The sequence below is a fragment of the Devosia sp. 63-57 genome (assembly GCF_001899045.1).
Lineage (GTDB): Bacteria > Pseudomonadota > Alphaproteobacteria > Rhizobiales > Devosiaceae > Devosia > Devosia equisanguinis.
The window spans coordinates 2,118,633-2,140,829 of sequence record NZ_MKUY01000005.1; the positions used below are offsets into that span (position 1 = coordinate 2,118,633).

Below are 22,197 nucleotides of genomic sequence, written 5' to 3' on the forward strand. Positions count from 1 at the left end.
AAGTGACGGTTGCTTGGGTCCGTCGGAGGCGCGTTTTGAGTACGGCATTGGAATTGGACATGCCGACATTGGTGGTGGCGCGTATCGTCAGCATCATCGTCTTTGCCATTGCTGTTCCGATCATGACGCTCCGCCGGGATCGTCCGGAAACCATCATGTTCTGCCTGGCGCTGTTGATGGCGGTGTTCAGTTGGGCGGCGGTCATTCCGGCCGTGCTCACCCGCAATATCTTCCTGGTGGCGATCTATGGCGGCTGCGTCACCTCTATCATTGCGCTGCAATGGGCCGCCGTCGTTGCGATGACCGGCCGGCGCGTGCATCGCGCCTGGTTCATCACCCCGCCCGTCAGCGCCGTGGCGGCCATATTGCTGCTACCGATCACCGCCGAACAATCGGCCATCGTCATCGCCGTGGTGCTTAGCGCGCAATTGGGCGCTGCAGCGGTGTTCGTGCTGATCCATGGGCGTCAGGTGGTGCGGCCCAGCACCGCCGTGCTGCTGGCCATGGGCTATAGCGTATCGTTCGTCAGTGCCATGTCCCGACCTGCCGAGGCCGTGTTTCTGGGGCGCATCGATCTCTACGCCATCAGCGGTGATCCCTCCAATACCTGGCCATTCTTTGCCAGCTATATCGGCACCACGCTCATTACGCTGTCCTGGCTTGCCGCCCTCAAGGATCGCGCCGAAGCCCGGCTCGCCGAGCTCGCCTTCCGCGACGAGCTGACTGGCCTGGTCAATCGACGGGCGCTGCATGAAGGTGGCTCGAAACTCTGGCACCAGTCGATGGGGCAGGGCACCGCCTTCACCTTCGTGGCGCTCGATCTCGACTTTTTCAAACAGGTGAACGACCGCTGGGGACATGATGAAGGCGACCGGGTCCTGGCGGCTTTTGGGGCCACCATCAGTGACGCCAAGCCCAAGCCGGCAATTGCTGCGCGCATGGGCGGCGAGGAATTCTGTCTCATCTATCAGGGCGCCGACGCCAACACCGTGCACGGCTTCGTCGAGCGGCTGCGCGATGAATTCGCCGCCGGCCTGCGCCTGCCCGATGGGGCACCTGTGCGCTTCAGCGCCGGCATCGTTCAGTCCAGCGTGGGCGATGACGGCATCAACTCGCTCTATCGCCGCGCCGACCAGACACTCTACGAGGCCAAGGCCAGCGGCCGCGACTGCGCCATCATCGGCCTGCCGCAACAAGGCCGCGCCGCCTGATCATTGCTCTGAGACAAACTCCATCGGTCCGGGCTCCTCGCCCATGATCGATCGCCCAAACAGGCTCGCCACCAGGTCCACCAGCAGCGTCGCGCTCTTGCCGCCGTGGTCGAGAAAGGGGTTGAGCTCGACCACGTCGAGCGAGCCCACCACGCCGCTGTCATGCAGCATTTCCATCATCAGATGCGCCTCGCGATAGGTCAGTCCGCCCGGCACCAGCGTCCCGCCGCCCGGTGCAATGGCGGGGTCGAGACTGTCGACATCGAAACTGACATGCAGATGCGCGCCGGCGGCCTTGGCGCGGTCGATCACCTTGGCCAGCGCCGCCACCACGCCCAACTGGTCGATCTTGCGCATGTCGACCACATCGACGCCGCGCGCCTGCACCAGCCGGCGCTCGTCGCGATCCACCGACCGGGCCCCGAAAATGCAGACATTGCGCGGATCGATCCGGCCCAGCCAGTCGCCGGCAAAACTGTCATCGAAGCCGGGCTCGCCGCACAGCAGCGCCAGCGGCATGCCATGCAGATTGCCCGAGGGCGAGGTGTCCGGGGTGTTGTAGTCGGCATGCGCGTCGATCCACAGCACATGCACCGGGCGCCCCGCGGGCAGGCAATGGCGCACCACCGCGGAGACCGTGCCCATGGCAATCGAGTGGTCGCCGCCAATGAACACTGGAAAGTGACCTTCATCGAGAATACCGAGCCCCGCATCGCTGACGCGTTGCGCCAGGCTCAAGACGTCGGACTTGCGCTCGTCGGGGAGACGCCCGCTGGATGGGTTGGTGGAGATTTCCGGCTGCGGCCGGCGCAGGTCGCCGTGGTCGGCGACCATATGGTCGAGATCGATCAGCGCCTCGATCAAGCCAGCGACGCGCAGGGCTTCCGGCCCCATGCCACAGCCGCGCACCGAGGCGCCGGAGGCCGTTGCGACACCCAGAAGGTCGATGCGTTTTGGTCGTGCGGTCATAGGTGCTGTCCGTCCTCTGGTTTCGATGGGCGCCGATATCCCGGTGCGTCGCCCAACGCCTTGTTTCCTAGGCACATTGGTGTTTCCGTCATTCGGCACATATCTCCTGTGCGAAGTAACGCTAACGGTCACAAAAGCGCAAAGGTTGACTTGCGGCGCACCCGGTCCACCCTATTTATTAACCTGAATCGCCCAGCCTTTCGTGACTGGGCAGTCGCAATAGGGTGCGCCAACCAGAATTCCTCCCCGGCGCACCCCGGAAAGGAAATATGATGTCGGACGTCAATCCCACCGGCGAAATCGGCCGGGACCGGGTTTACCCGGTTCTTCCCCTGCGCGACATCGTCGTCTTCCCCGGCATGATCGTTCCGCTCTTTGTCGGGCGCGAAAAATCGGTCAAGGCTCTGGAAGAGGTTATGCGGGACGACAAGCACATTCTTGTCGTGACGCAGAAGAACGCGCAGGACGATGATCCGGCGCCGGACCAGATCTATCCCACGGGCACCATTGCCACCGTTCTGCAACTGCTGAAGCTGCCGGACGGCACCGTCAAGGTGCTGGTGGAAGGCCTGCATCGCGCTGTCATCGACCGCTATCTGCAGACGGACGAATATTTCGAGGCCGAGGCCTCCGTGCTGCCCGAGCCCGTCGAAGACGCCACCGAAGTCGAAGCTTTGGCCCGTTCGGCCCAGAGCGAGTTCGACAACTACGTCAAGCTCAACAAGAAGATCTCCGCCGAGGTCGTCGCCGCGGTCGGCCAGATCGAGAACGCCTCAAAGCTTGCCGACACCATTGCCAGCCACCTGGTCATCAAGATCCCTGAAAAGGAAGATCTGTTGTCCACGGTCTCGGTCATCGAGCGATTCCAGAAGGTCATCGGCCTGATGGAAGGCGAGATCGGCGTGCTGCAGGTCGAAAAGCGCATCCGCTCCCGCGTCAAGCGGCAGATGGAGAAGACCCAGCGCGAATACTATCTCAACGAGCAGATGAAGGCGATCCAGCGCGAGCTGGGCGATGGCGAAGACGGCGCCAACGAGATCACCGAGCTCGAAGAGCGCGTCGCCAAGACCAAGCTCTCCAAGGAAGCCCGGACCAAGGCGGACGCGGAGATCAAGAAGCTCAAGGGCATGAGCCCGATGTCGGCCGAAGCCACGGTCGTCCGTAACTATCTCGATACGCTTCTCGGGCTCCCATGGGGCAAGAAGAGCAAGGTCAAGCGCGACCTGGCTCTGGCCGAGAAGGTGCTCGACGCCGATCACTATGGCCTCGAAAAGGTCAAGGAGCGCATCCTGGAATATCTGGCCGTGCAGGCCCGTACCGGCACGCTCAAGGGCCCGATCCTCTGCCTCGTCGGTCCTCCGGGCGTCGGCAAGACCTCGCTGGGCAAGTCCATCGCCAAGGCCACCGGTCGTGAATTCGTCCGCATGGCCCTCGGTGGTGTGCGCGACGAAGCCGAAATCCGCGGTCACCGCCGCACCTATATCGGCTCCATGCCCGGCAAGATCATCCAGTCGCTCAAGAAGGTGGGAAAATCCAACCCGCTCTTCCTGCTCGACGAGATCGACAAGATGGGCCAGGACTTCCGCGGCGATCCGTCTTCGGCCCTGCTCGAAGTGCTCGATCCGGAACAGAACAACACGTTCTCCGACCACTATCTCGAGGTCGATTACGACCTCTCGGACGTGATGTTCGTGACCACCTCGAACACGCTCAACATTCCCGGCCCGCTGATGGACCGCATGGAGATCATTCGTCTCTCCGGTTACACCGAAGAGGAGAAGCATGCGATTGCCAAGCAGCACCTCATTCCCGAGGCGGCCAAGGAAAACGGCGTGGCACACGGCGAGTTCGTGATGTCCGACGAGATGCTGATGAAGGTCATTCGCGGCTATACCCGCGAAGCCGGCGTCCGCAATCTCAAGCGCGAAATCTCCAAGCTGATGCGCAAGGCGATCACCGACATCGTGCGCACCAAGGTCAAGTCGATCACCATCGACGATGAGCGTCTGGCCAAATATCTCGGTCCGGCCATCTTCAAGCATGGCGAGATCGAAGCCGAATCCCAGATTGGCTTGGTCACCGGCCTGGCCTGGACCTCGGTGGGTGGTGAAATCCTCACCATCGAAGGCGTGATGACGCCGGGCAAGGGCCGCATGTCGGTCACCGGCAACATCAAGGAAGTGATGAAGGAGTCGCTGACCGCGGCTACGGCCTATGTGAAGTCTCGCTGCATCGAATACGGCATCAAGCCGCCCATGTTCGATACGCGCGATATTCACGTCCACCTGCCCGAAGGCGCCACCCCCAAGGATGGTCCCTCGGCCGGTATTGGCCTGGCCACCGCCATCGTCTCGGTGATGACCGGTATTCCGGTGCGCAATGATGTCGCCATGACCGGCGAGATCACGCTGCGGGGCAGGGTGCTGCCCATCGGCGGCCTCAAGGAAAAGCTCCTGGCGGCGCTGCGCGGTGGCATCAAGACCGTGCTGATCCCCGAAGAGAATGTCCGCGATCTCCAGGAGATCCCGGATATCGTCAAGGAAGGCATGGAAATCGTTCCGGTCAGCCGGATGGAACAGGTGATCGAGCGCGCCCTGGTGCGCAAGCCCGAAGCCATCGAATGGAATTTCGATGAGCAGCCGGCTGTTGCCAGCACCACCGAGCCCACCGACGACGCAACGGCCAACATCACCCACTAAGCCCTTGCACACCAACCAGAAAATGGCGGCCTCCGGGCCGCCATTTTTGTTTGTGCATGGCGTTTCGAAATTGAATACGACGAGTTTTATTTAGTGTTGACTCTAATTAGCTAAAGAACTAATTAGATGGACAGCGAAAGAGAGATCCCGAATTGAGCATCAACACGGTTTTCGAAGCGCTGTCCCATCCGGTCCGACGCAAGGTTCTGGCCTTGCTCAAGCGTGGCCCAATGAGCGCGGGCGAACTGGCCGAACATTTCTACATCAGTAGACCCACGCTCTCGGTTCACTTCAACAAGCTCAAGGAGGCCGAGCTTGTGGCCGTCGAGCGCCAGGGGACGAGCCTGATCTATCACCTCAATACCAGTGTGCTCGAAGAAGCACTTGCCGGTATTTTTGACCTTACGGAGCCCAAAGATGGCTGATCGTCCAATCCTCAACCTGTTCAACCGCGTGCTGTTTGCCGTGCTCGTGGCGATCACGATCGCCGGCTTCTTCCTTGTGCCGCTTGACCGGGACCTGCCTGTGCACTGGGATATCAGCGGCGTGCCTGACGCCTTTGCGCCCGCCGCCTTCACGCTTTTGATGCCATTCGCCCTAGTGGTCTTCATCGTCGCTGGCATGGCCATCCTGCGCCCCGCCGGCCTGCGCCAGGACTTTGAAGCCGGACGCCACGTCATTCATGCCACCATCAGCCTGATGCTGGTACTGGCCATGGTCATCGCCGGTTCGACCATCGCCGTCGGCCTCGGTCAGATCGTCGACATGCCGCGCCTCATTGCCTTCGTCGTCGGCGCCATGGCCCTCGTCATCGGCAATTACACGCCCAAGATGCAGCAGAACTGGGTCGCCGGCATTCGCCTGCCCTGGACGCTGCGTGATCCCCACAACTGGCGCGTGACCCATCGCTGGGGCGGTCGCCTGATGATGATTGCCGGACTCGTGATCGTCATCGCTGCGATCATCAACCCACCCTCCGAAGTGCTGTTCATGATCATCACGGCATCGCTCATGCTCGCCAGCGCCACGGCCGTCGTCATCAGCTACGCTCTGGCCCGGCGATGAACCGATAGGGATTTTTGATCTCCGACACGCCAGGCACAACGATCACCACGCCGCCCTCGGGCTTGATCCGAGGGCCAATCTCAGCGCGAACCGGTTCCCATGGTGTTTGCCGACAGGCCCTCGGGCAAGCCCGAGGGCGGCATGGTGGGGGGCATCTACATCTCACCGCAAACACGATAATGCTCCTCCCCCTTCTTCAGGGGGAGGTTGGGTGGGGGTGTATCAACTCCGATCCCTCAACGCTCCCGATCGGGCGGATGCAACCCAACCCTAAACCGCCTTCTTCAGCGGCAGCTTCTTGCTCTTGGCCTTCGCCTTGCCGCGCTTGACCTTGACGGCGCCAGGCACGAAATGGGCCATGACGCGCTCGATCACCTTGATCGCCTTGTCGCAGCCATCCTCGCCATGCAGTTGCTCCGCCACATCGGCGGCGCTGCGGCGATAATGTTCATTGGAACTGAGATCGGCCAGCGCTTCGGCGAGCGCTTCTGCCGTCAGTTTGCGCAGCCGGATCGGCTTGGGGCCGCATCCAAGCTCATAGACGCGTCGTCCCCAATAGGGTTGGTCGATGGCCTGCGGTACGACGAAAGTGGGCCGCCCCAATTGCAGGCCCGCCGCCGTGGTGCCGGCGCCGCCATGGTGAACCACGGCGCTGACATAGCGGAACAGCTTGTCATGCGGCGCCTTCTCGATCGGGAAAATGGTCTCGGGCAGGTCGCTGGGATCGATGCCACCCCAGCCGCGCGCCACCACTGCGCGACCACCCCATTTGGCCACCGCCTCCTTGAGAATGCGGGTATTGCGTTCCGCGCCAAACGGCATCGAGCCGAAGCCGATATAGACCGGCGCTTCCCCGGCCGACAAAAACGCCTCGAACTCCGGCGTCGGCTCCCAGCCCGTCCGGTCGCGCAGCGTCCAGTAGCCGGTGACCAGCGCCGTCTTGGGCCAGTCGCGCGGTCGCGGCGACACGATCGAGGAATAGGCATAGAGCGTGGTCAGCGGCGAGCCGTCGGTATTGGTGAAGACGCCGCCCATCTCGCGCGATTCGAGCCCCATCAGCTCGCGTCGCAGGCGATTGCGCGGCAGGTTCCAATAGGCCTGCTGCATGGCAGCGGCAGTATAGGACAGCTTGTTGAGCGTCGGGCCCAGATCGTCGGCGACGTAATACATCGAAAGCGGGAATTCGCTGGTCGAATTGAGCGGCTGCAGCGCCGTCATGATCGCCGGCACTTTCAGCGCCTCGGCAATATCGATGCCGAAACTGGTATTCATGTTGACGATAATGGCTTCGGCGCCCTGGCACATCCGCCAGGCCGCACGTGCCGCGGTATCGATGATCTGCTGACCCTGCTTGAGCATCCATGGGCCATTCATGAGCATGGAACTGCTCATGGCGTTCTCGAACCGCGTCTCTTTGAGGAAGGACTGAATGGAGGGACCCAGCGAGTGAAACTCGAGGCCGAGACCGGTAATCAGGCCCTCGAAATCCTCCGTCGCCCCCAATACCGGCGTGTAGCCGCGCTCCTGCAGGGCAATGGCGAGCGCGAGATAGGGCTGAACGTCGCCTTGCGTGCCGATGGTCACCAGGGCAATACGTTTCAACTTAAAACCTCACTCTGTACCGTTCATCCGCCGAACGTTGGCACGCATCGGCCCATTTACAAGCCCTCGGCGAGGATTTATGAACGGCGTATCGATAGCTGTTTTGATTACAAAAATCGCATCTGAAGGGCAAGAGACATGGCGTCTCCGTTCACTACTGCAATGGTTGGAGCAATGCTCGCCGGCATGGTGACCGCGGCCGTCGCAGCCGCCGCTGCGAACGCCCGATAGCTCTTCCCATTGGCCACAGCGTGGCCGGGAGGAGCCGAATAAGCCAGTTTCTTCACCAGCCGGGTTGCTTAACCCGTTCAGAACCATAATTCCGCGATAATCGGGCTCTTAAGGTCGAGCCCAGCGTTACCGGACGCGTCGCGGCCAGCTAGGCCCCCATCCGGGCCACCGAGGAATCACATGAGCGAAGTTTTCCATCGCATCCGCCGTCTGCCCCCCTACGTTTTCGCCCATATCGACCCGATCAAGGCCAAGCTGCGCGCCGAAGGCGTCGACATCATCGACCTGGGCATGGGCAATCCCGACATGCCGACGCCCGAGCACATCGTGGCCAAGCTGCAGGAGACGGTGAAGGATGGTCGCACCCACCGCTATTCCACCTCCCGCGGCATTCCCGGCCTGCGCAAAGCCCAGGCCAGCTATTATGGCCGCCGCTTCGGCGTGAAGCTGAACCCGGACACGCAGATCGTGGCCACCCTTGGCTCCAAGGAAGGCTTTGCCAATATGGCTTCGGCCATCACCGCCCCCGGCGACGTGGTGCTGGTGCCCAACCCGACCTATCCGATCCATTCCTTCGGCTTCATCATGTCCGGTGGCGTCGTGCGCTCCATGCCGGCCGATCCGAACGAGGATTTCATGCGCTCGCTGGATCGCGCCGTGCGGCACTCGATCCCCAAGCCGATCGCGCTGGTGCTGAACTATCCGGCCAACCCGACCGCCTACACCGCCGATCTCGATTTCTACACCGAGGTCGTCAAATATTGTAAGGCCAACGACATCTTCATCCTCTCCGATCTCGCCTATTCCGAGATCTATTTCGATGAAGACGCCCCGCCGCCATCGGTGCTGCAGGTTCCGGGCGCCATCGATATCACCGTCGAATTCACCTCCATGTCCAAGACCTATTCCATGCCCGGCTGGCGCGTGGGTTTTGCGGTCGGCAATGAGCGGTTGATCGCGGCGCTGGCCCGCGTCAAATCCTATCTGGATTATGGTGCCTTCACGCCGATCCAGGTCGCCGCCGTCGCCGCCCTCAACGGCTCCGACGAGGTGATCGAGGAAGTCCGCAAGGTCTACAAGAACCGCCGCGACGTCATGGTGGAGAGCTTTGGCCGCGCCGGCTGGGATATTCCGGTCCCCAAGGCCACCATGTTTGCCTGGGCGCCCATTCCTGCTCAATATGCGCATATGGGCTCGCTCGAATTCGCCAAGCTGCTGATCCAGGAAACCGGTGTTGGCGTCGCGCCCGGCGTCGGCTTCGGCGAATATGGCGATCAATATATCCGCCTGGCCTTCGTCGAAAACGAACACCGCATTCGCCAGGCCGCGCGCAACGTCAAGAAGTTCCTCGGCGGCAAGGCCAGCCAGGGCAATGTGGTGCCGCTCACCGCCTGATCCACAGGCAGGTTTGATGTAATCCGAGGAGGCGGTGATCCCGCCTCCTTCCATTTTACGGGGTCGTCTGGTGCAGGCAGGGGCGAGCGCCGCCATGCAGTGCGGCTATTACGATCAGGGCGTCTGCCGCTCCTGCACGCTCATGGGCATGGACTATGCCGCCCAGATTACCCGCAAAAGCGAGCGCCTGCACACTCTTCTCGCCGCCTGGCCCGGTGCGCATTGGCTGCCGCCGCAGCTCTCCCGTCCCGCCGGTTTCCGCAACAAGGCCAAGATGGTTGTCGGCGGCAGTGTGGATCGGCCCACTCTCGGCATCCTCGATGCCAGCCAACACGGCGTCGATCTCACCGCCTGCGGCATTGTCTCCCCCGGCCTGCGCGCCGCCTTTGCGCCCATCTTTGCCTTCATCACCCTGGCGCGCCTCACCCCCTATGATGTCCCCAGTCGCCGCGGCGAACTCAAGCATGTGCTGCTGACCGAGGCGCCCGATGGCGCGCTGATGCTGCGCTTCGTGCTGCGCTCCACCGAGCCGCTGGGCCGCATCCGCAAACACCTGCCCAGCCTGCTATCCGCGCTGCCGCAACTGCATGTCGTCACCGCCAATCTCCTGCCCGAGCACAAGGCCGTGCTCGAAGGCGAGGAGGAAATCGTGCTTGGCGACAACGACACCCTGCCGATGCGTCTGAGCGATCTGGTGCTGCATCTGCGCCCGGCCAGCTTCTTCCAGACCAATACCGATATCGCCATCAGTCTCTATAATCAGGCCCGTCAGTGGATTGATGAAGTCGGCGCCGCCTCGGTCTGGGACCTGTATTGCGGCGTCGGCGGCTTCGCCCTCCATGTTGCCGCGCCCGGCCGGACGGTGCACGGCGTCGAAGTCAGCGCCCCGGCCGCCGAATCGGCACGCACAAGTGCTGCTGAGGCGGGGCTGGCCGATGTCACATTCGCCGTCGGCGACGCCACCGCCCTCACCGCCGAGCACGCCCCCGACGCCGTCATCGTCAATCCGCCGCGCCGTGGACTTGGCGAACGCCTCTGCGCCACGCTCGAAGCCTCCGGGGCGCCGACCATCATCTATTCCAGCTGCAATGCCGAGACCCTTGCCAGGGACATTGCCGCGCTGCCGTCCTACACGCTCGACCGTGTGCGGCTTTTCGACATGTTCCCGCAAACCGACCACTACGAAGTCATGGTTCTCTTGACCCGCCAGGCGGTCTGAACGCTGCCGCCAGTCAAATAATACATGACATGCAATATCAGCTTTTGTATGGAGAGCCATCTCCACGCAAAGGGTGACCCATGTCTCTTCGTTCTCTGCTTGTCTCCACGGCCATCGGCCTTGCTCTCGCCGGCGCCGCCGCCGCCCAGCAATTTCCCGTCACCATCGAGCACGCTTTGGGCTCGGCCACCATCGAGACCAAGCCAGAGCGGGTCGTGACCTGGGGGTGGTCGGCACAGGACGTGGTGATCGATCTCGGCATCGCCCCGGTCGGCATGCCCTTCTTCGCCTATGGCGGCGGCGAGGACGGCATTCTGCCCTGGACCGAGGAGGCCATCGCGGCGCACGGCTTTGCCATGCCCACTATCCTCCCCAACACCAATGAGCCGCCGCTCGAGGCCATTGCCGCGCTCGACCCTGACGTGATCATCGCGCCCTATTCGGGCCTGACGCCCGAGGAATACGAGGTCCTGAGCGCCATCGCGCCGGTGGTCGCCTATCCCGACAAGCCCTGGTTCGCCAGCTGGCAGGACGTGGTGACGCTCACCGGCCGCGCTGTTGGTCTCGAGGCGGAAGCCGAAAAGCTCATCGCCGATACCCAGGCCCATATGCAGGCCGAAGCCGACAAATATCCCGAGACCAAGGGCATGGTCTTCGCCAATATCGTCAACCGCAATGACGGCCAGGTGGCGGTGCGGATGGAGGGCGATCCGCGCGTGCAGATGTTCGTCGATGTCGGCATGGCCGCGGCGCCGCACCTTGATGGCACCGGCACGAACGACACCGGCATCGCCTATTTCGTCAGCTACGAGAATTTCGACCGCATCCCGGCCGACATGCTCATCAGCTTCTTCAACGATCAGGCGTCCTTTGATGCGTTCTTCGCCATGGACCTGATCAAGCTGTCGCCGCTGGTCGCCAAGGGGGCCTATACCAATCTCGTCGGCGAGGAACTCACCATGGCCGTCGGTGGCGCCGTCACGCCCCTGTCGATCCGCTGGGGCTTTGACAAGGTGATGGCCGAAGTCGGCCGCGCCGCTGCCGCAGCCAAGGCTCAGTAACCCGCAATCCACCGGCCGCCCGATTCTTCTTCCGCACAGGTGGAGGAGGGCAGGGCGGCCGGCCCCGGACGGCGCGACCGTCGCAACAGGAGTGTTTCCAAGATGATCAAGCAGGTTTTCCGCCTCGCCGTGGTTTTGGCCAGTGCGGTTTTCGCTCACGCCGCCCAGGCCCAGGACTTCCCCGTCACCATCACCCACGCCTTCGGCGAAACCACCATTCCCGCCAAGCCGCAGCGCATCGTCACCTGGGGCTGGGGCGCGCAGGATGCGGTCATCGCTCTGGGCGAAGTGCCGGTCGGCGTGCCCTTCTTCAGCTATGGCGCCGATGCCGAGGGCGTCCTGGCATGGACCCGCGAGGGCGTCGAAGCTCTGGGCGCCGCCTATCCGACTATTCTCCCCAATGCCGCCGAGCCGCCGGTCGAAGCCATCGCCGCCCTCAAGCCCGATCTGATCGTCGCCGTCTATTCAGGCCTCACCGAAGACGAATACAATGTGCTGAGCGGCATCGCTCCGGTCGTCGCCTATCCGGAAGGGCCCTGGGCCACCACCTGGCAGGAGACCATCACCATTACCGGCGAGGCCATGGGCAAAAAGGCCGAAGCCGAGGCCCTGGTCGCCGACCTCACCACCTTCATCGGCGAGGAAACCGCGAAATATCCGGAAGTCGCAGGCATCAGCTTTGCCGGCATCATGGACTATAATGGCCAGGTCGCCGTCTATGCCCCCCTCGATGCTCGCACAAAGTTCCTCGTCGATGCCGGCCTGTCCACGCCCCAGAGCGTCATCGACCGCGCCGAAGGCAGCGAGTTCTATTTCTCGGTGAGCTACGAGAATTTTGACCAGATCGGCGCCGACATCATCATTTCCTATTTCGATACGCCCGAAGCCGATGCGGCCTTCTTTGATAATCCGGTCATCGCCTTGGCGCCGCCTGTCGAAAAAGGCGCCGTCGCCCATGTCATCGGCCCGGACCTGATCTCGTCCATGTCGCCACCGTCCGCCCTCTCGCTCAAATGGGGCTATCCGCGCTATATCGAGCTGATTGCCGGGGCTGCCGAAGCCGCGCGGCGCTAATCCTGTGCGCTATTGTCCTGCGGCTTCGGCCGCAGGCAAAACTCCTATTGACGGCTAGGCACTTTCCTATGCACATGGCGGCCATTATGAGCGATATCCAGTCTTTCCGCCAATCCGTCGAAACCTTCATTTCCGCCCGGGGTTGGACACCCACCCGGTTCGGTCGAATCGTGGCGGGCGATCCGCTCTTCGTCTTCGATCTGCGGGACGGGCGGGAGCCGCGATCCGAAACCCGGGCGCGTATCCTCAAGGCCATGGCCGAATTCGGCGATGCCGATGGTCAGGCGCCGCTGCGCATTGGCGTGGCCGGGCTGGGCAATGTCGGCGCCACGTTGGTGCGCATCCTGCAGAAGGACGGCGCCGAGCTGACGCGAAAACTTGGCCGTCAATTGCAGGTCGTCGCCGTTGCCGCGCGCTCGCGTTCCCGCGACCGCGGCATTGATATTTCCGGGCTCGAATGGTTCGACGATCCCGTGGCCCTCGCCAAATGGGATGGCATCGATCTCTTCGTCGAGCTGATCGGCGGCGAAGACGGCCCCGCCTTTGCAGCCGTCAAGGCGGCGCTCGAAATCGGCCGCCCGGTGGTCACCGCCAACAAGGCGCTGCTGGCCAAGCACGGCGTCACCCTCGCCAAGATGGCCGAGGAAGCCGGCGCGCAGCTCGGTTTCGAAGCGGCCGTAGCTGGCGGCATTCCGGTCATCAAGACCTTGCGAGAAGGCCTGGGCTCTGCCCGCATCGCCAAGGTGTTCGGCATCATGAACGGCACCTGCAACTACATCCTCACCCGCATGGGCAATGAAGGCATCTCTTTTGCCGATTGCCTCAAGGATGCGCAGGCGCTTGGCTATGCCGAGGCCGACCCGACCTTCGACGTCGAGGGCTTTGATACCGCCCACAAGCTCTCCATCCTGGCCACGCTCTGCTTCGGCTACGAAATCGCGCCCGATCGCATGCGCATCGAGGGCATTTCGCGCATCACCCAGCATGACATCCAGGTGGCCGCCGATCTCGGCTACAAGATCAAGCTCCTGGGCATTGCCGAACGCACCGAAAACGGCATCGAGCAGCGCGTTCACCCCACCTTCGTGCCCAAGGGCTCGGCCATTGCCGGCGTCGATGGGGTCATGAATGCCGTGGCGCTCGAAACCGACCATGTGCATGAGCTGCTGCTGGCCGGCCCCGGCGCCGGTGGTCCGCCCACCGCCTCGTCGGTGCTATCCGACATTCTCGACATCGCCCGCGGCACCCGCGTGCCGCCTTTGGGCGTGCCTAGCGCCGAGCTGATGCCCTATCACGAGGCGCCGATGCGCGCCCATCCGGGCGGCTTCTACATCCGTCTCAGCGCCAAGGACGTGCCGGGGGCCCTGGCCGCCATCGCCACGCGCATGGGTGAAAAGTCGATCTCCATCGATTCCGTCATCCAGCGTTCCGATTTGAGCGCTAAGGCAGTGGCCGTCGATGGCTCCCCGACGCGCACCGTTGTGATGATTACTCAACAGACTTTGGAATCATCCGTGCGCGAAGCGCTTGCGGAGATTGCAGCGGACGGGTTCATTGTCGGCGAACCGCAATTGATCCGCATCGAGAAGCTCTGAGTCCGGCGCGGGCCGGGGCCCGCTGCCGGGAGGCAAAATGAAGCTCAGCAAGGTCGAAGACCGCAAGAACCCGGCCAATCTGCATCGCACGCTCACCCTGGAAATGGTGCGCGTGACTGAGCGCGCCGCCATTGCCGCCGCCGAATGGCGGGGCAAGGGCAATGAGCGCGCCGCCGACGACGCTGCCGTCGCCGCCATGAAAGCCGAGCTTGATCGCGTCGCCATCAGCGGCCGCATCGTCATCGGCGAGGGCGAGCAATATGAGTGCGACGATCTTTATGTCGGCCAGCCGGTGGGCGAAGGCGAGGGGCCTGCGGTCGATATCGCCGTCGATCCCCTGGAAGGCGTCACCCTCTGCGCCAAGAACCAGCCCGATTCCCTCGTCGTGCTGGCCATGGCCGAACGCGGCGGCCTGCTGAATGTCGCCCGCAACGTCTATATGCACAAGATCGCCATCGGCGCTGGCTATGCCCCAGACACCGTCCATGTCGAATGGTCGGCGACCGAAAACGTCACTTCACTTGCCAAGGCCAAGGGCGTGCCGGTCTCCGAAATCACCGCCGTGGTGCTCGATCGTCCGCGCCATGCCGGCCTCATCGAAGAGCTGCGCGTGGCTGGTGTTTCGGTGAAACTACTCAGCGATGGCGACATCGCCGGCGTCATTCACGCGGTGAACACCGAGGATACCGGCATCGACATCTATCTCGGCTCCGGCGGTGCCCCAGAAGGCGTGCTCGCCGCCGCTGCCCTGCGCTGTATTGGCGGCCACATGCAGGGCAAGCTCATCCTCGACACGCCCGACAAGCGCCTCCGCGCCAAGGAAATGGGCATCGAGGACCCGCACCGCATCTATCAGGTCACGGACCTTGCTTCCGGCGACGTACTCTTTTCGGCCACCGGCATCACCGATGGCTCCCTGGTCGATGGTGTAAAACTGCGCCGCAGCACCGTCGACACCAGCACGGTCGTCATGCGCTCCTGGAGCCAGACCACCCGCTGGATCAGGGCTCGCCACGCGCGATAGGCTTGTTCCCAAACGCTTCGCCTCTGCAAACTTTCCGGAGTTGAACCATGTTCTCCCACGTCATGATCGGCAGCAACGACCTCACGCGATCTAAGGCATTTTACGACGCAACCTTCATTGCCCTTGGCGGCAAAGCCGGCGAAGTCGATGCTGGCGGCCGGCTGGTCTATGCCCGCGACGGCAGCCGCCTCATGATCACGACGCCGATCAACGGCCAGCCGGCTACCGCCGCCAATGGCGGCACGATCGGCATTTTCGCCGAATCCGCCGACCAAGTCCGCGCCTGGCACACTGCCGGCACCGAAAACGGCGGCACCTCCGCCGAAACCCCACCCCATCTGCGCCCCAATGGTGTTTTCGTCGCCTATCTGCGCGACCCCGATGGCAACAAGCTCTGCGCCCGAACCCCGGCGCCGAAGTAAGGCCGGCCTATCAGCACCTAAATCGTCTCGCTCTTCCCCTTTCAGGAGAAGAGCCTCAATAACGCGATCCGGGGTGGCGGGCCGCACCGGACGACGGGCCCGTGCTGCCCCTGTCGTCGTGCAACCCCTTCCCACCCCGATCAAAATCGCCTAACCCATCGCCATGCCCGAAACGCCGCGCCCATTTCTCGACGTCTCACGGTCTGTCACGGGACGGGCCTGGGTGGATCGTCTGGACAGTGCGGCGGCGCGCATGGCGACGGCGATCAGCCAGCGCAGCGGCGTGTCCGATATTCTCGGCCGCATCCTGGCGGGCCGCGATGTCGGCCTCGAGGACGCGGCCTCCTATCTCGACCCCACCATCCGGGCCTTGATGCCCGATCCCTCGACCCTGGCCGATATGGATGCCCTGGCCGACCGGCTGGCTGACGCCATCATCGCCAGGGAGAAAGTGGCGCTGTTCGGCGATTACGACGTCGACGGCGCTTGTTCCTGCGCGCTGATGCTGCGCTTCCTGCGCCATTTCGGCCTCGATCCGCAGGTGCACATTCCCGACCGCATCTTCGAGGGCTATGGCCCCAATAGCGGCGCCATGGACAAGCTGATCGACGCCGGCGCCAGCCTCATCATCACGCTGGACTGCGGCACCACCAGCGAAAAACCGATTGCCCACGCCCGCGACGGCGGCGCCGATGTGCTGGTGATCGATCACCATCTGTCCGACCACGACCTGCCCAGGGCCAATGCCCTGGTCAATCCCAACCGTCCCGACGATATTTCCGGCCTCGGCTATCTCTGCGCCGCCGGCGTCACCTTCATGGTCCTCGTTGCCGTCAATCGCGCCTTGCGCAACCGTGGCGTTACCGGTCTGCCCGACCTCCTGAAACTGCTCGACCTCGTGGCGCTGGCCACGGTCTGCGATGTGGTGCCGCTGGTGGGCCTCAACCGCGCCTTCGTGCTGCGCGGGCTGGAAGTGGCGCGGCGCGGCGAACGGCCGGGCCTTGCCGCACTCGGTCTCGCCGCGCGCATCAGCGGTCCGATCAATCCCTACCATCTGGGCTTCCTCATCGGCCCGCGCATCAATGCCGGCGGCCGCATCGGCGACGCCGCGCTCGGCACCCGGCTCCTGGCGCTGGATGACGAACTCGAAGCCATGGCGGTCGCAGAACGGCTGGACGATCTCAATACCGAGCGGCAGCGCATCGAGGTCGAGGCGGTCGAACAGGCCTGCGCCACCGCCGAAGCCGAGATCGGTGCGGGGGAGGGGCCTCCGGTGCTGATTCTCGCCTCCGCCGACTGGCATCCCGGCGTCGTCGGCCTCATCGCCGCGCGCCTGAAGGAGCGGTTCGAGCGTCCCAGCTTCGCCATCGCGCTGCATCCCGACGGCACCGGAACCGGCTCTGGCCGCTCGGTCCCCGGTGTCGATCTCGGCAGCGCCGTCATCGCGGCCGTCGAAACCGGCCTCATCCCCAAGGGCGGTGGCCATGCCATGGCGGCGGGCGTCTCGCTGCGTCCCGGTGATATCGGCCCCTTGCGCGCCTTCCTCGCCGAACGGCTGGCCGCCAGCGTCTCCGTGGCCCGCGCTGCCTCCGCCCTCAAGGTCGATGCTGCGCTCACCGCCCGCGGTGCCTCGCTCGATCTGCTGCGCGCCATCGAAAAGGCCGGTCCCTTCGGCGCCGGAAATCCCTCGCCGGTTTTCGTCTTCCCGGCCCATCGCGCCCGCTTTCCGCAGATCGTCGGCAAGGGCGGCCATGTCAGCTTCACCCTGACCTCCGACGACGGCGCCCGCCTCAAGGCCATCGCCTTCCGCGCCGCCGGCACGCCCCTCGGCGACGTGCTGATGCGCGACAGCGACCAGCCGCTGCACTTTGCCGGCAGCCTTTCCCTCGACCATTATCAGGGCCGCGAGCAGGTGCAATTCCGCCTCATCGACATCGCTCGCCCCGAACGCTGACCACGCCGATGGATCCAAACCGCCGGTTCGACCGTATAGAGTGGTTGAACCGGGTCCCGCGCGGTTTGGATGGCTCGATGTGGCGCTTGCATCTGGGTGCATCAAAGCTAAACTGGACCCATGGCGTCATCGGGAAGGGTGTGTCGCCCACCTCCTAACGACGCCGCCGACGCTGAACCCTTGGCGATGGATGCACTTCGTCGCCGACTGAACGCTATATTTGGACGACGCGGCTAATGACCAAGACGGCGGTAGATCACTCTGAAACCGGCGCATCGGCCTGGACCCACTTCGTGTCCTGGCTCGTGGACTCGATTGGCTTCCGGCTGATCGGAAGTCCGAAATATGGCTCGGTGACAGTCATTTTTCCCAATGGTCACACCAGGACCATCGGCCAGGGCAATGGCGGCGAACACGCCACGCTCCGGCTCAACAATTTCAAGGTCATCACCGAGGCCATGCAGCGCGGCACGGTCGGCTTCGCATCGGCCTATATGAATGGCGACATCGACATTGATGATCTCACCGCGCTGTTCCGCTTTTTCCTGCAGAACCGCGACATGTTCGACAATGCCAATAAGGGCTTCTTCCACCGCGCCGCGTCGGACCTGCATTATCACATGTCGCGCCGCAACACGCTCGAGGGCTCCAAGAAGAACATTGCCGAGCACTATGACCTCGGCAACGACTTCTACGGCCAGTGGCTCGACCCCTCCATGACCTATTCCTCGGCCATCTTCACATCGGGTGACCAGAGCCTCGAGGAAGCGCAGCGCATCAAATATCGCCGCGTTGCCGACATGGCCGGCATCACGCCGGGCTCCAGCGTGCTCGAGATCGGCTGCGGCTGGGGCGGCTTCGCCGAAACCGTGGCGCGTGACTACAAGGCCAATCTGCGCGGCATCACCTTGTCTGCCGAGCAGCTGAAATTCGGTCTTGAACGCCTCAAGCGTCAGGGCCTCGACCAATACGCCACCCTGGTGTTTGAAGACTACCGCCACACCACCGGCCAGTTCGACCATATCGGCTCCATCGAGATGATCGAGGCCGTGGGCGAGGACAATTGGCCGAGTTATTTCCAGACCCTGCATGACCGGCTGAAGCCGGGTGGCACCGCTGCGATCCAGGCCATCACCATCAACGAGGCGGAGTTCGACGCCTACCGCTCCGGTCCGGATTTCATCCAGCGCTACATCTTCCCCGGTGGCATGCTGCTGACCAAGCAGGTGATGAACGATTTCGGCGAGCGCTATGGCCTGGTGCTCGAAAATGTTGAGACTTTCCGCCATTCCTATGCCCGCACATTGCGTCTCTGGCGCGAGCGCTTCCTCGAGCGCTGGCCGGTCATTGCCCCCATCGGCTATGACGAGCACTTCAAGCGCAAGTGGATCTACTATCTGAGCTATTGCGAGGCGGGTTTTGCCGAGGGCTCGATTGACGTCGGCATCTATCAGTATCGCCGGCCGGCATAGCACCTGTACACCAAATGTCCCGGTCGAACTTCGGCCGGGGCATCACCCCAATCATCCCTTTCCGCCCACCGCATTGCCATCCGCAAACCATCCAGGGCAGCCGCGCCGCGTGCGTAATTAAAACATGACTTGACCCATCAGATTATGGCGGCTAGGAAACCGTCAAAAATGGATGGCTTTTGTCATGTTCAAGCTCCTCTCCGTCACCGCGCTGGCCACCCTGGTCGCCATGGTTCCCGCTCACGCCGAATGGCGCTATGTCGGGGGTGACGGTGTCGAAGTCGTGCTCGACGCCGTGCCAGAGCGCATTATTGCCAGCCAGGACGCTGCCGCCGGTCTGATCCCGCTCGGTATTCGCCCCGTCGGCATCTATGCCGATAGCGTCATTTCCGACGCCAAAGCCTTGCAGGGGCTGGACCTGACCGGCATTGAGATCATCGGCCAGGCCTGGGGCGAGGTTGATATCGAAAAGGCCGCCGTGCTGCAGCCCGATCTGATCATCGGCGAGTTCTGGCCGCTCGAAACCACCTGGAGCGGCGGCAACGATGTGGTCAATGCCCTCACTCCGCTGGCGCCGCTTACCGGCCCCAAGCAGGGCGACTCCATCCTGACGCTGATCGAGGACTATGAAGCCCTGGCGCAAAGCCTGGGCGCAGATCTCGGCCAGCCGCAGATCGCCGCTGATAAGGCCGCATTCGAAACCTCCCTTGCGGCGTTCAAATCCGCCCTCGCCGCCAAGCCCGACCTGACGGCGCTGGCCGTATGGGCGGGCTCCGACGCGCTCTATGTCGCCGTCACGGCCGGCGCCGCCGAGCTGATGGATTTCGCCAATTGGGGCCTCAAGCTCATCGATCCCGAAGTCGCCGACGGTCGCGGCTATTGGGAAACGCTGAGCTGGGAAAACGCCGACAAATACCAGCCCGACCTGGTCCTCGTCGACAATCGCTCCCCCAGCACCATGGCAACCGCTGAAGCCCAACCCACCTGGACCACCATCAAGGCTGTCGCCGCCGGTCAGGTCGCTGAATGGCCCGCCTTTTGGCTCCGCAACTACCGCGCCTATGCCGGCGCGCTCGACCAGCTGACCGCCGCCATCAATGGCGCTGACGCAGAAATCGCCCCTTGATCCATGGTCGAAGCCCAGCACCAGCACAGGCGCCTCGCCCCGCTGATGCTGGGCCTGGGCGTGCTTGCCGCCGCCCTTTTTGCTCTGGTCGTCCTCTCGCTGACGGTGGGCGCGCGCCCCATCGCCTTTGAGACCATGTGGAACGCCGTCGTGGCGTTCGACCCCAATTCCACCGAACATCGCATCATCTGGGATCTGCGCCTGCCGCGCACCCTTGCCGGGCTGCTGGTCGGCGCTGCGCTGGGCCTGGCCGGTGCCGTCCTGCAGGGCGCCACCCGTAATCCCCTGGCCGATCCCGCCATTCTCGGCATCCATTCGGGCGCTTCGCTTTTCGTCGTGGTCGGCGTCGCCATGTTCGGCCTGTCGCAGCTCAGCGGATATGTCTGGTTCGCCTTTGCCGGCGCCGCTGCGGCCATGCTGGTGGTCTATTCCGTCGCCTCGCTCGGCCGCGAAGGCGCCACGCCGATCAAGCTGGCTCTGGCTGGCGCCGCGACCAACGCCGTCATGCAATCCTTCATCAGCGCCATTCTCCTCACCAGTACCCGCACCCTGGACGAAGTGCGTTTCTGGCAGGTGGGCTCGCTGGCCGGGCGCAGCATGGACATTGTGTTGCAGGTCTCGCCTTTCCTCGTTGCCGGCGCCATTCTGGCGCTCGCCTCCGCGCGCATGCTCGATGGCCTGGCCATGGGCGAAGATGTCGCGCGGGCGCTGGGACAAAAGGTCGGCCTGTCGCGGGCCGTCGCCGCGCTCGCCGCTGTGGTCCTGGCCGGCGCCAGCACCGCCGCCGCCGGTCCCATCGCATTTGTCGGCTTGACCGTGCCCCATGTCGCCCGCGCCATAACCGGTCCCACCTATCGCTGGATTTTGCCCTATTCCATGCTCCTCGCGCCGATCCTGCTGCTGGGGGCAGACGTGCTCGGCCGGGTGATTGCCCCGCCCGGTGAGGTGCAGGTCGGCATCGTCACCGCCTTTCTCGGGGCGCCCTTCTTCATCGCGCTGGTGCGCCGGCGTAAACTGGCTTCGCTATGAGCCTCGATCTCGGCCTCTCTCGCCTTGCCGGCGTGCGCAATGCCAATAGCCGGCGCCGCCGCCGCGTCAATGGCGCGCTCGTCCTCGCCATCGTCCTGGTTTTCACGCTGGCGCTCTATCTCGGCGACTACCCCGTCGCCCCCGGCGAAATCCTGCGCTCGCTGCTGTCGCCACTGACCGGCGCCGTCGACAAGGGCATTGATTTCATCGTCTTGCAGGTGCGTCTGCCGCGCGCCGTGCTCGCCATCCTGTCCGGCGCCGCCTTCGGCCTTGCCGGAATCATTTTCCAAACTCTTTTGCGTAACCCCTTGGCCAGTCCCGATATTATCGGGATTTCCCACGGCGCCAGCGCCGCTGCGGTATTCTGCATCATCGTACTCGGCTGGTCCGGGCTGGCCGTGTCGCTGGGGGCGCTGTCCGGCGCGGTATTGACGGCCCTGGCCATCTATTTCCTCGCCTGGCGCGATGGCATCACCCCCTATCGCATCGTCCTGATCGGCATCGGCATGGCCGCCATGCTCGGCGCCGTCATTTCCTACATCTTCACCCGCGCCCGCATTTTCGATGTGCAGCAGGCCATGGCCTGGCTGGTTGGCAGTCTCAATGCCGCCCGCGCCAGCGACTCTCTGGTGCTTGGGCTGGCCATGCTGGTGCTCATCGCCGCGCTGCTGTTTTTCGTGCGCGGCCTCGATGCGCTGGAACTGGGCGATGACTCCGCCCGTGGCCTCGGCGGCAATATAGAGCAGACCCGCGTCGGCCTCCTGCTGGTGGCCGTCGGGTTCGCGGCCTTTGCCACCGCCGCTGTCGGTCCCGTGGGCTTCGTCGCCTTCGTTTCCGGCCCCATTGCGCGGCGACTGCTGGCCGGGGCAGGGCGGGGCTTTCCCCAGGCGGCCGGCGTTGGCGCTGTGGTCATGCTGGGCTCCGACCTTGCGGCCCAGCATGCCTTGCCGTCCGTGCAATTGCCGGTCGGCGTCGTCACCGGTGCCTTCGGTGCGATCTTCCTGCTTTGGCTGCTCATGGCGTCCGGTCGCTCCGGTCGCGTCAACTGA

General features: G+C 63.8%; 18 protein-coding genes. 16 read left to right on the plus strand and 2 right to left on the minus strand.

The features are described from left to right. The first annotated feature begins 35 nt into the window (after nucleotides 1-35). The gene (locus BGO80_RS18435) at nucleotides 36-1,211 is read left to right on the plus strand and encodes a GGDEF domain-containing protein (protein ID WP_286722870.1); all 1,176 of its coding nucleotides are present in this window, start codon (nucleotides 36-38) and stop codon (nucleotides 1,209-1,211) included. Here the strand turns inward: BGO80_RS18435 and rocF are convergent, their stop codons facing one another. Further along, nucleotides 1,212-2,180: an arginase gene (gene rocF / locus BGO80_RS18440; protein ID WP_286722871.1), complete on the minus strand. Its 969-nt coding sequence runs from the start codon at nucleotides 2,178-2,180 to the stop codon at nucleotides 1,212-1,214. Nucleotides 2,181-2,452: 272 nt separating this feature from the next. Between rocF and lon the strand changes: the two genes are divergently transcribed. The 3 genes from lon (at nucleotide 2,453) to BGO80_RS18455 (ending at nucleotide 5,944) form a co-directional block, all read left to right on the plus strand. Continuing rightward, nucleotides 2,453-4,879 carry an endopeptidase La gene (lon, locus tag BGO80_RS18445; protein ID WP_126151715.1) on the plus strand — a complete coding sequence of 809 codons (2,427 nt, stop codon included), beginning with the start codon at nucleotides 2,453-2,455 and terminating at the stop codon, nucleotides 4,877-4,879. A gap of 152 nt (nucleotides 4,880-5,031) precedes the next feature. Further along, nucleotides 5,032-5,304: an autorepressor SdpR family transcription factor gene (locus tag BGO80_RS18450; protein ID WP_286722872.1), complete on the plus strand. Its 273-nt coding sequence runs from the start codon at nucleotides 5,032-5,034 to the stop codon at nucleotides 5,302-5,304. Then, nucleotides 5,297-5,944, plus strand: a complete 648-nt coding sequence (locus BGO80_RS18455) for an SdpI family protein (protein ID WP_286722873.1) — start codon at nucleotides 5,297-5,299, stop codon at nucleotides 5,942-5,944. The genes BGO80_RS18450 and BGO80_RS18455 overlap by 8 nt, the downstream gene beginning before the upstream one ends. Nucleotides 5,945-6,214: 270 nt before the next feature. Here the strand turns inward: BGO80_RS18455 and BGO80_RS18460 are convergent, their stop codons facing one another. Next, nucleotides 6,215-7,546 carry a glycosyltransferase gene (locus tag BGO80_RS18460; protein ID WP_286722874.1) on the minus strand — a complete coding sequence of 444 codons (1,332 nt, stop codon included), beginning with the start codon at nucleotides 7,544-7,546 and terminating at the stop codon, nucleotides 6,215-6,217. A 411-nt stretch (nucleotides 7,547-7,957) separates the two neighbouring features. Between BGO80_RS18460 and BGO80_RS18465 the strand changes: the two genes are divergently transcribed. From BGO80_RS18465 to BGO80_RS18520, 12 genes are all read left to right on the plus strand, one after another. Further along, a complete protein-coding gene (locus BGO80_RS18465; RefSeq protein ID WP_126151641.1) occupies nucleotides 7,958-9,172 on the plus strand; it encodes an LL-diaminopimelate aminotransferase in 1,215 nt (404 codons plus the stop codon). Between the two features lie 70 nt (nucleotides 9,173-9,242). After that, nucleotides 9,243-10,391, plus strand: coding sequence for a 23S rRNA (uracil(747)-C(5))-methyltransferase RlmC (gene rlmC / locus BGO80_RS18470; protein WP_286722875.1), 1,149 nt, complete (start codon nucleotides 9,243-9,245; stop codon nucleotides 10,389-10,391). An 80-nt stretch (nucleotides 10,392-10,471) separates the two neighbouring features. Continuing rightward, nucleotides 10,472-11,452: an ABC transporter substrate-binding protein gene (locus BGO80_RS18475; protein ID WP_286722876.1), complete on the plus strand. Its 981-nt coding sequence runs from the start codon at nucleotides 10,472-10,474 to the stop codon at nucleotides 11,450-11,452. A 102-nt stretch (nucleotides 11,453-11,554) separates the two neighbouring features. Next, complete coding sequence (locus BGO80_RS18480; protein ID WP_286722877.1) at nucleotides 11,555-12,526, plus strand: iron-siderophore ABC transporter substrate-binding protein; 972 nt, start codon at nucleotides 11,555-11,557, stop codon at nucleotides 12,524-12,526. A 254-nt stretch (nucleotides 12,527-12,780) separates the two neighbouring features. After that, a complete protein-coding gene (locus BGO80_RS18485; protein ID WP_286723086.1) occupies nucleotides 12,781-14,121 on the plus strand; it encodes a homoserine dehydrogenase in 1,341 nt (446 codons plus the stop codon). Between the two features lie 37 nt (nucleotides 14,122-14,158). Further along, nucleotides 14,159-15,145, plus strand: coding sequence for a class II fructose-bisphosphatase (gene glpX / locus BGO80_RS18490; protein WP_286722878.1), 987 nt, complete (start codon nucleotides 14,159-14,161; stop codon nucleotides 15,143-15,145). 47 nt (nucleotides 15,146-15,192) lie between these two features. Continuing rightward, a complete protein-coding gene (locus BGO80_RS18495) occupies nucleotides 15,193-15,567 on the plus strand; it encodes a VOC family protein (protein ID WP_286722879.1) in 375 nt (124 codons plus the stop codon). A gap of 163 nt (nucleotides 15,568-15,730) precedes the next feature. Continuing rightward, nucleotides 15,731-17,521, plus strand: coding sequence for a single-stranded-DNA-specific exonuclease RecJ (recJ, locus tag BGO80_RS18500; RefSeq protein ID WP_286722882.1), 1,791 nt, complete (start codon nucleotides 15,731-15,733; stop codon nucleotides 17,519-17,521). Nucleotides 17,522-17,757: 236 nt separating this feature from the next. Beyond that, a complete protein-coding gene (locus BGO80_RS18505; protein ID WP_126151634.1) occupies nucleotides 17,758-18,993 on the plus strand; it encodes an SAM-dependent methyltransferase in 1,236 nt (411 codons plus the stop codon). Between the two features lie 184 nt (nucleotides 18,994-19,177). After that, nucleotides 19,178-20,119: an ABC transporter substrate-binding protein gene (locus BGO80_RS18510; protein ID WP_286722883.1), complete on the plus strand. Its 942-nt coding sequence runs from the start codon at nucleotides 19,178-19,180 to the stop codon at nucleotides 20,117-20,119. A gap of 3 nt (nucleotides 20,120-20,122) precedes the next feature. Then, nucleotides 20,123-21,148 (plus strand): FecCD family ABC transporter permease, encoded by a 1,026-nt coding sequence (locus BGO80_RS18515; RefSeq protein ID WP_286722885.1) that lies wholly within the window; start codon nucleotides 20,123-20,125, stop codon nucleotides 21,146-21,148. Then, the gene (locus tag BGO80_RS18520) at nucleotides 21,145-22,197 is read left to right on the plus strand and encodes a FecCD family ABC transporter permease (protein WP_286722887.1); all 1,053 of its coding nucleotides are present in this window, start codon (nucleotides 21,145-21,147) and stop codon (nucleotides 22,195-22,197) included. The genes BGO80_RS18515 and BGO80_RS18520 overlap by 4 nt, the downstream gene beginning before the upstream one ends.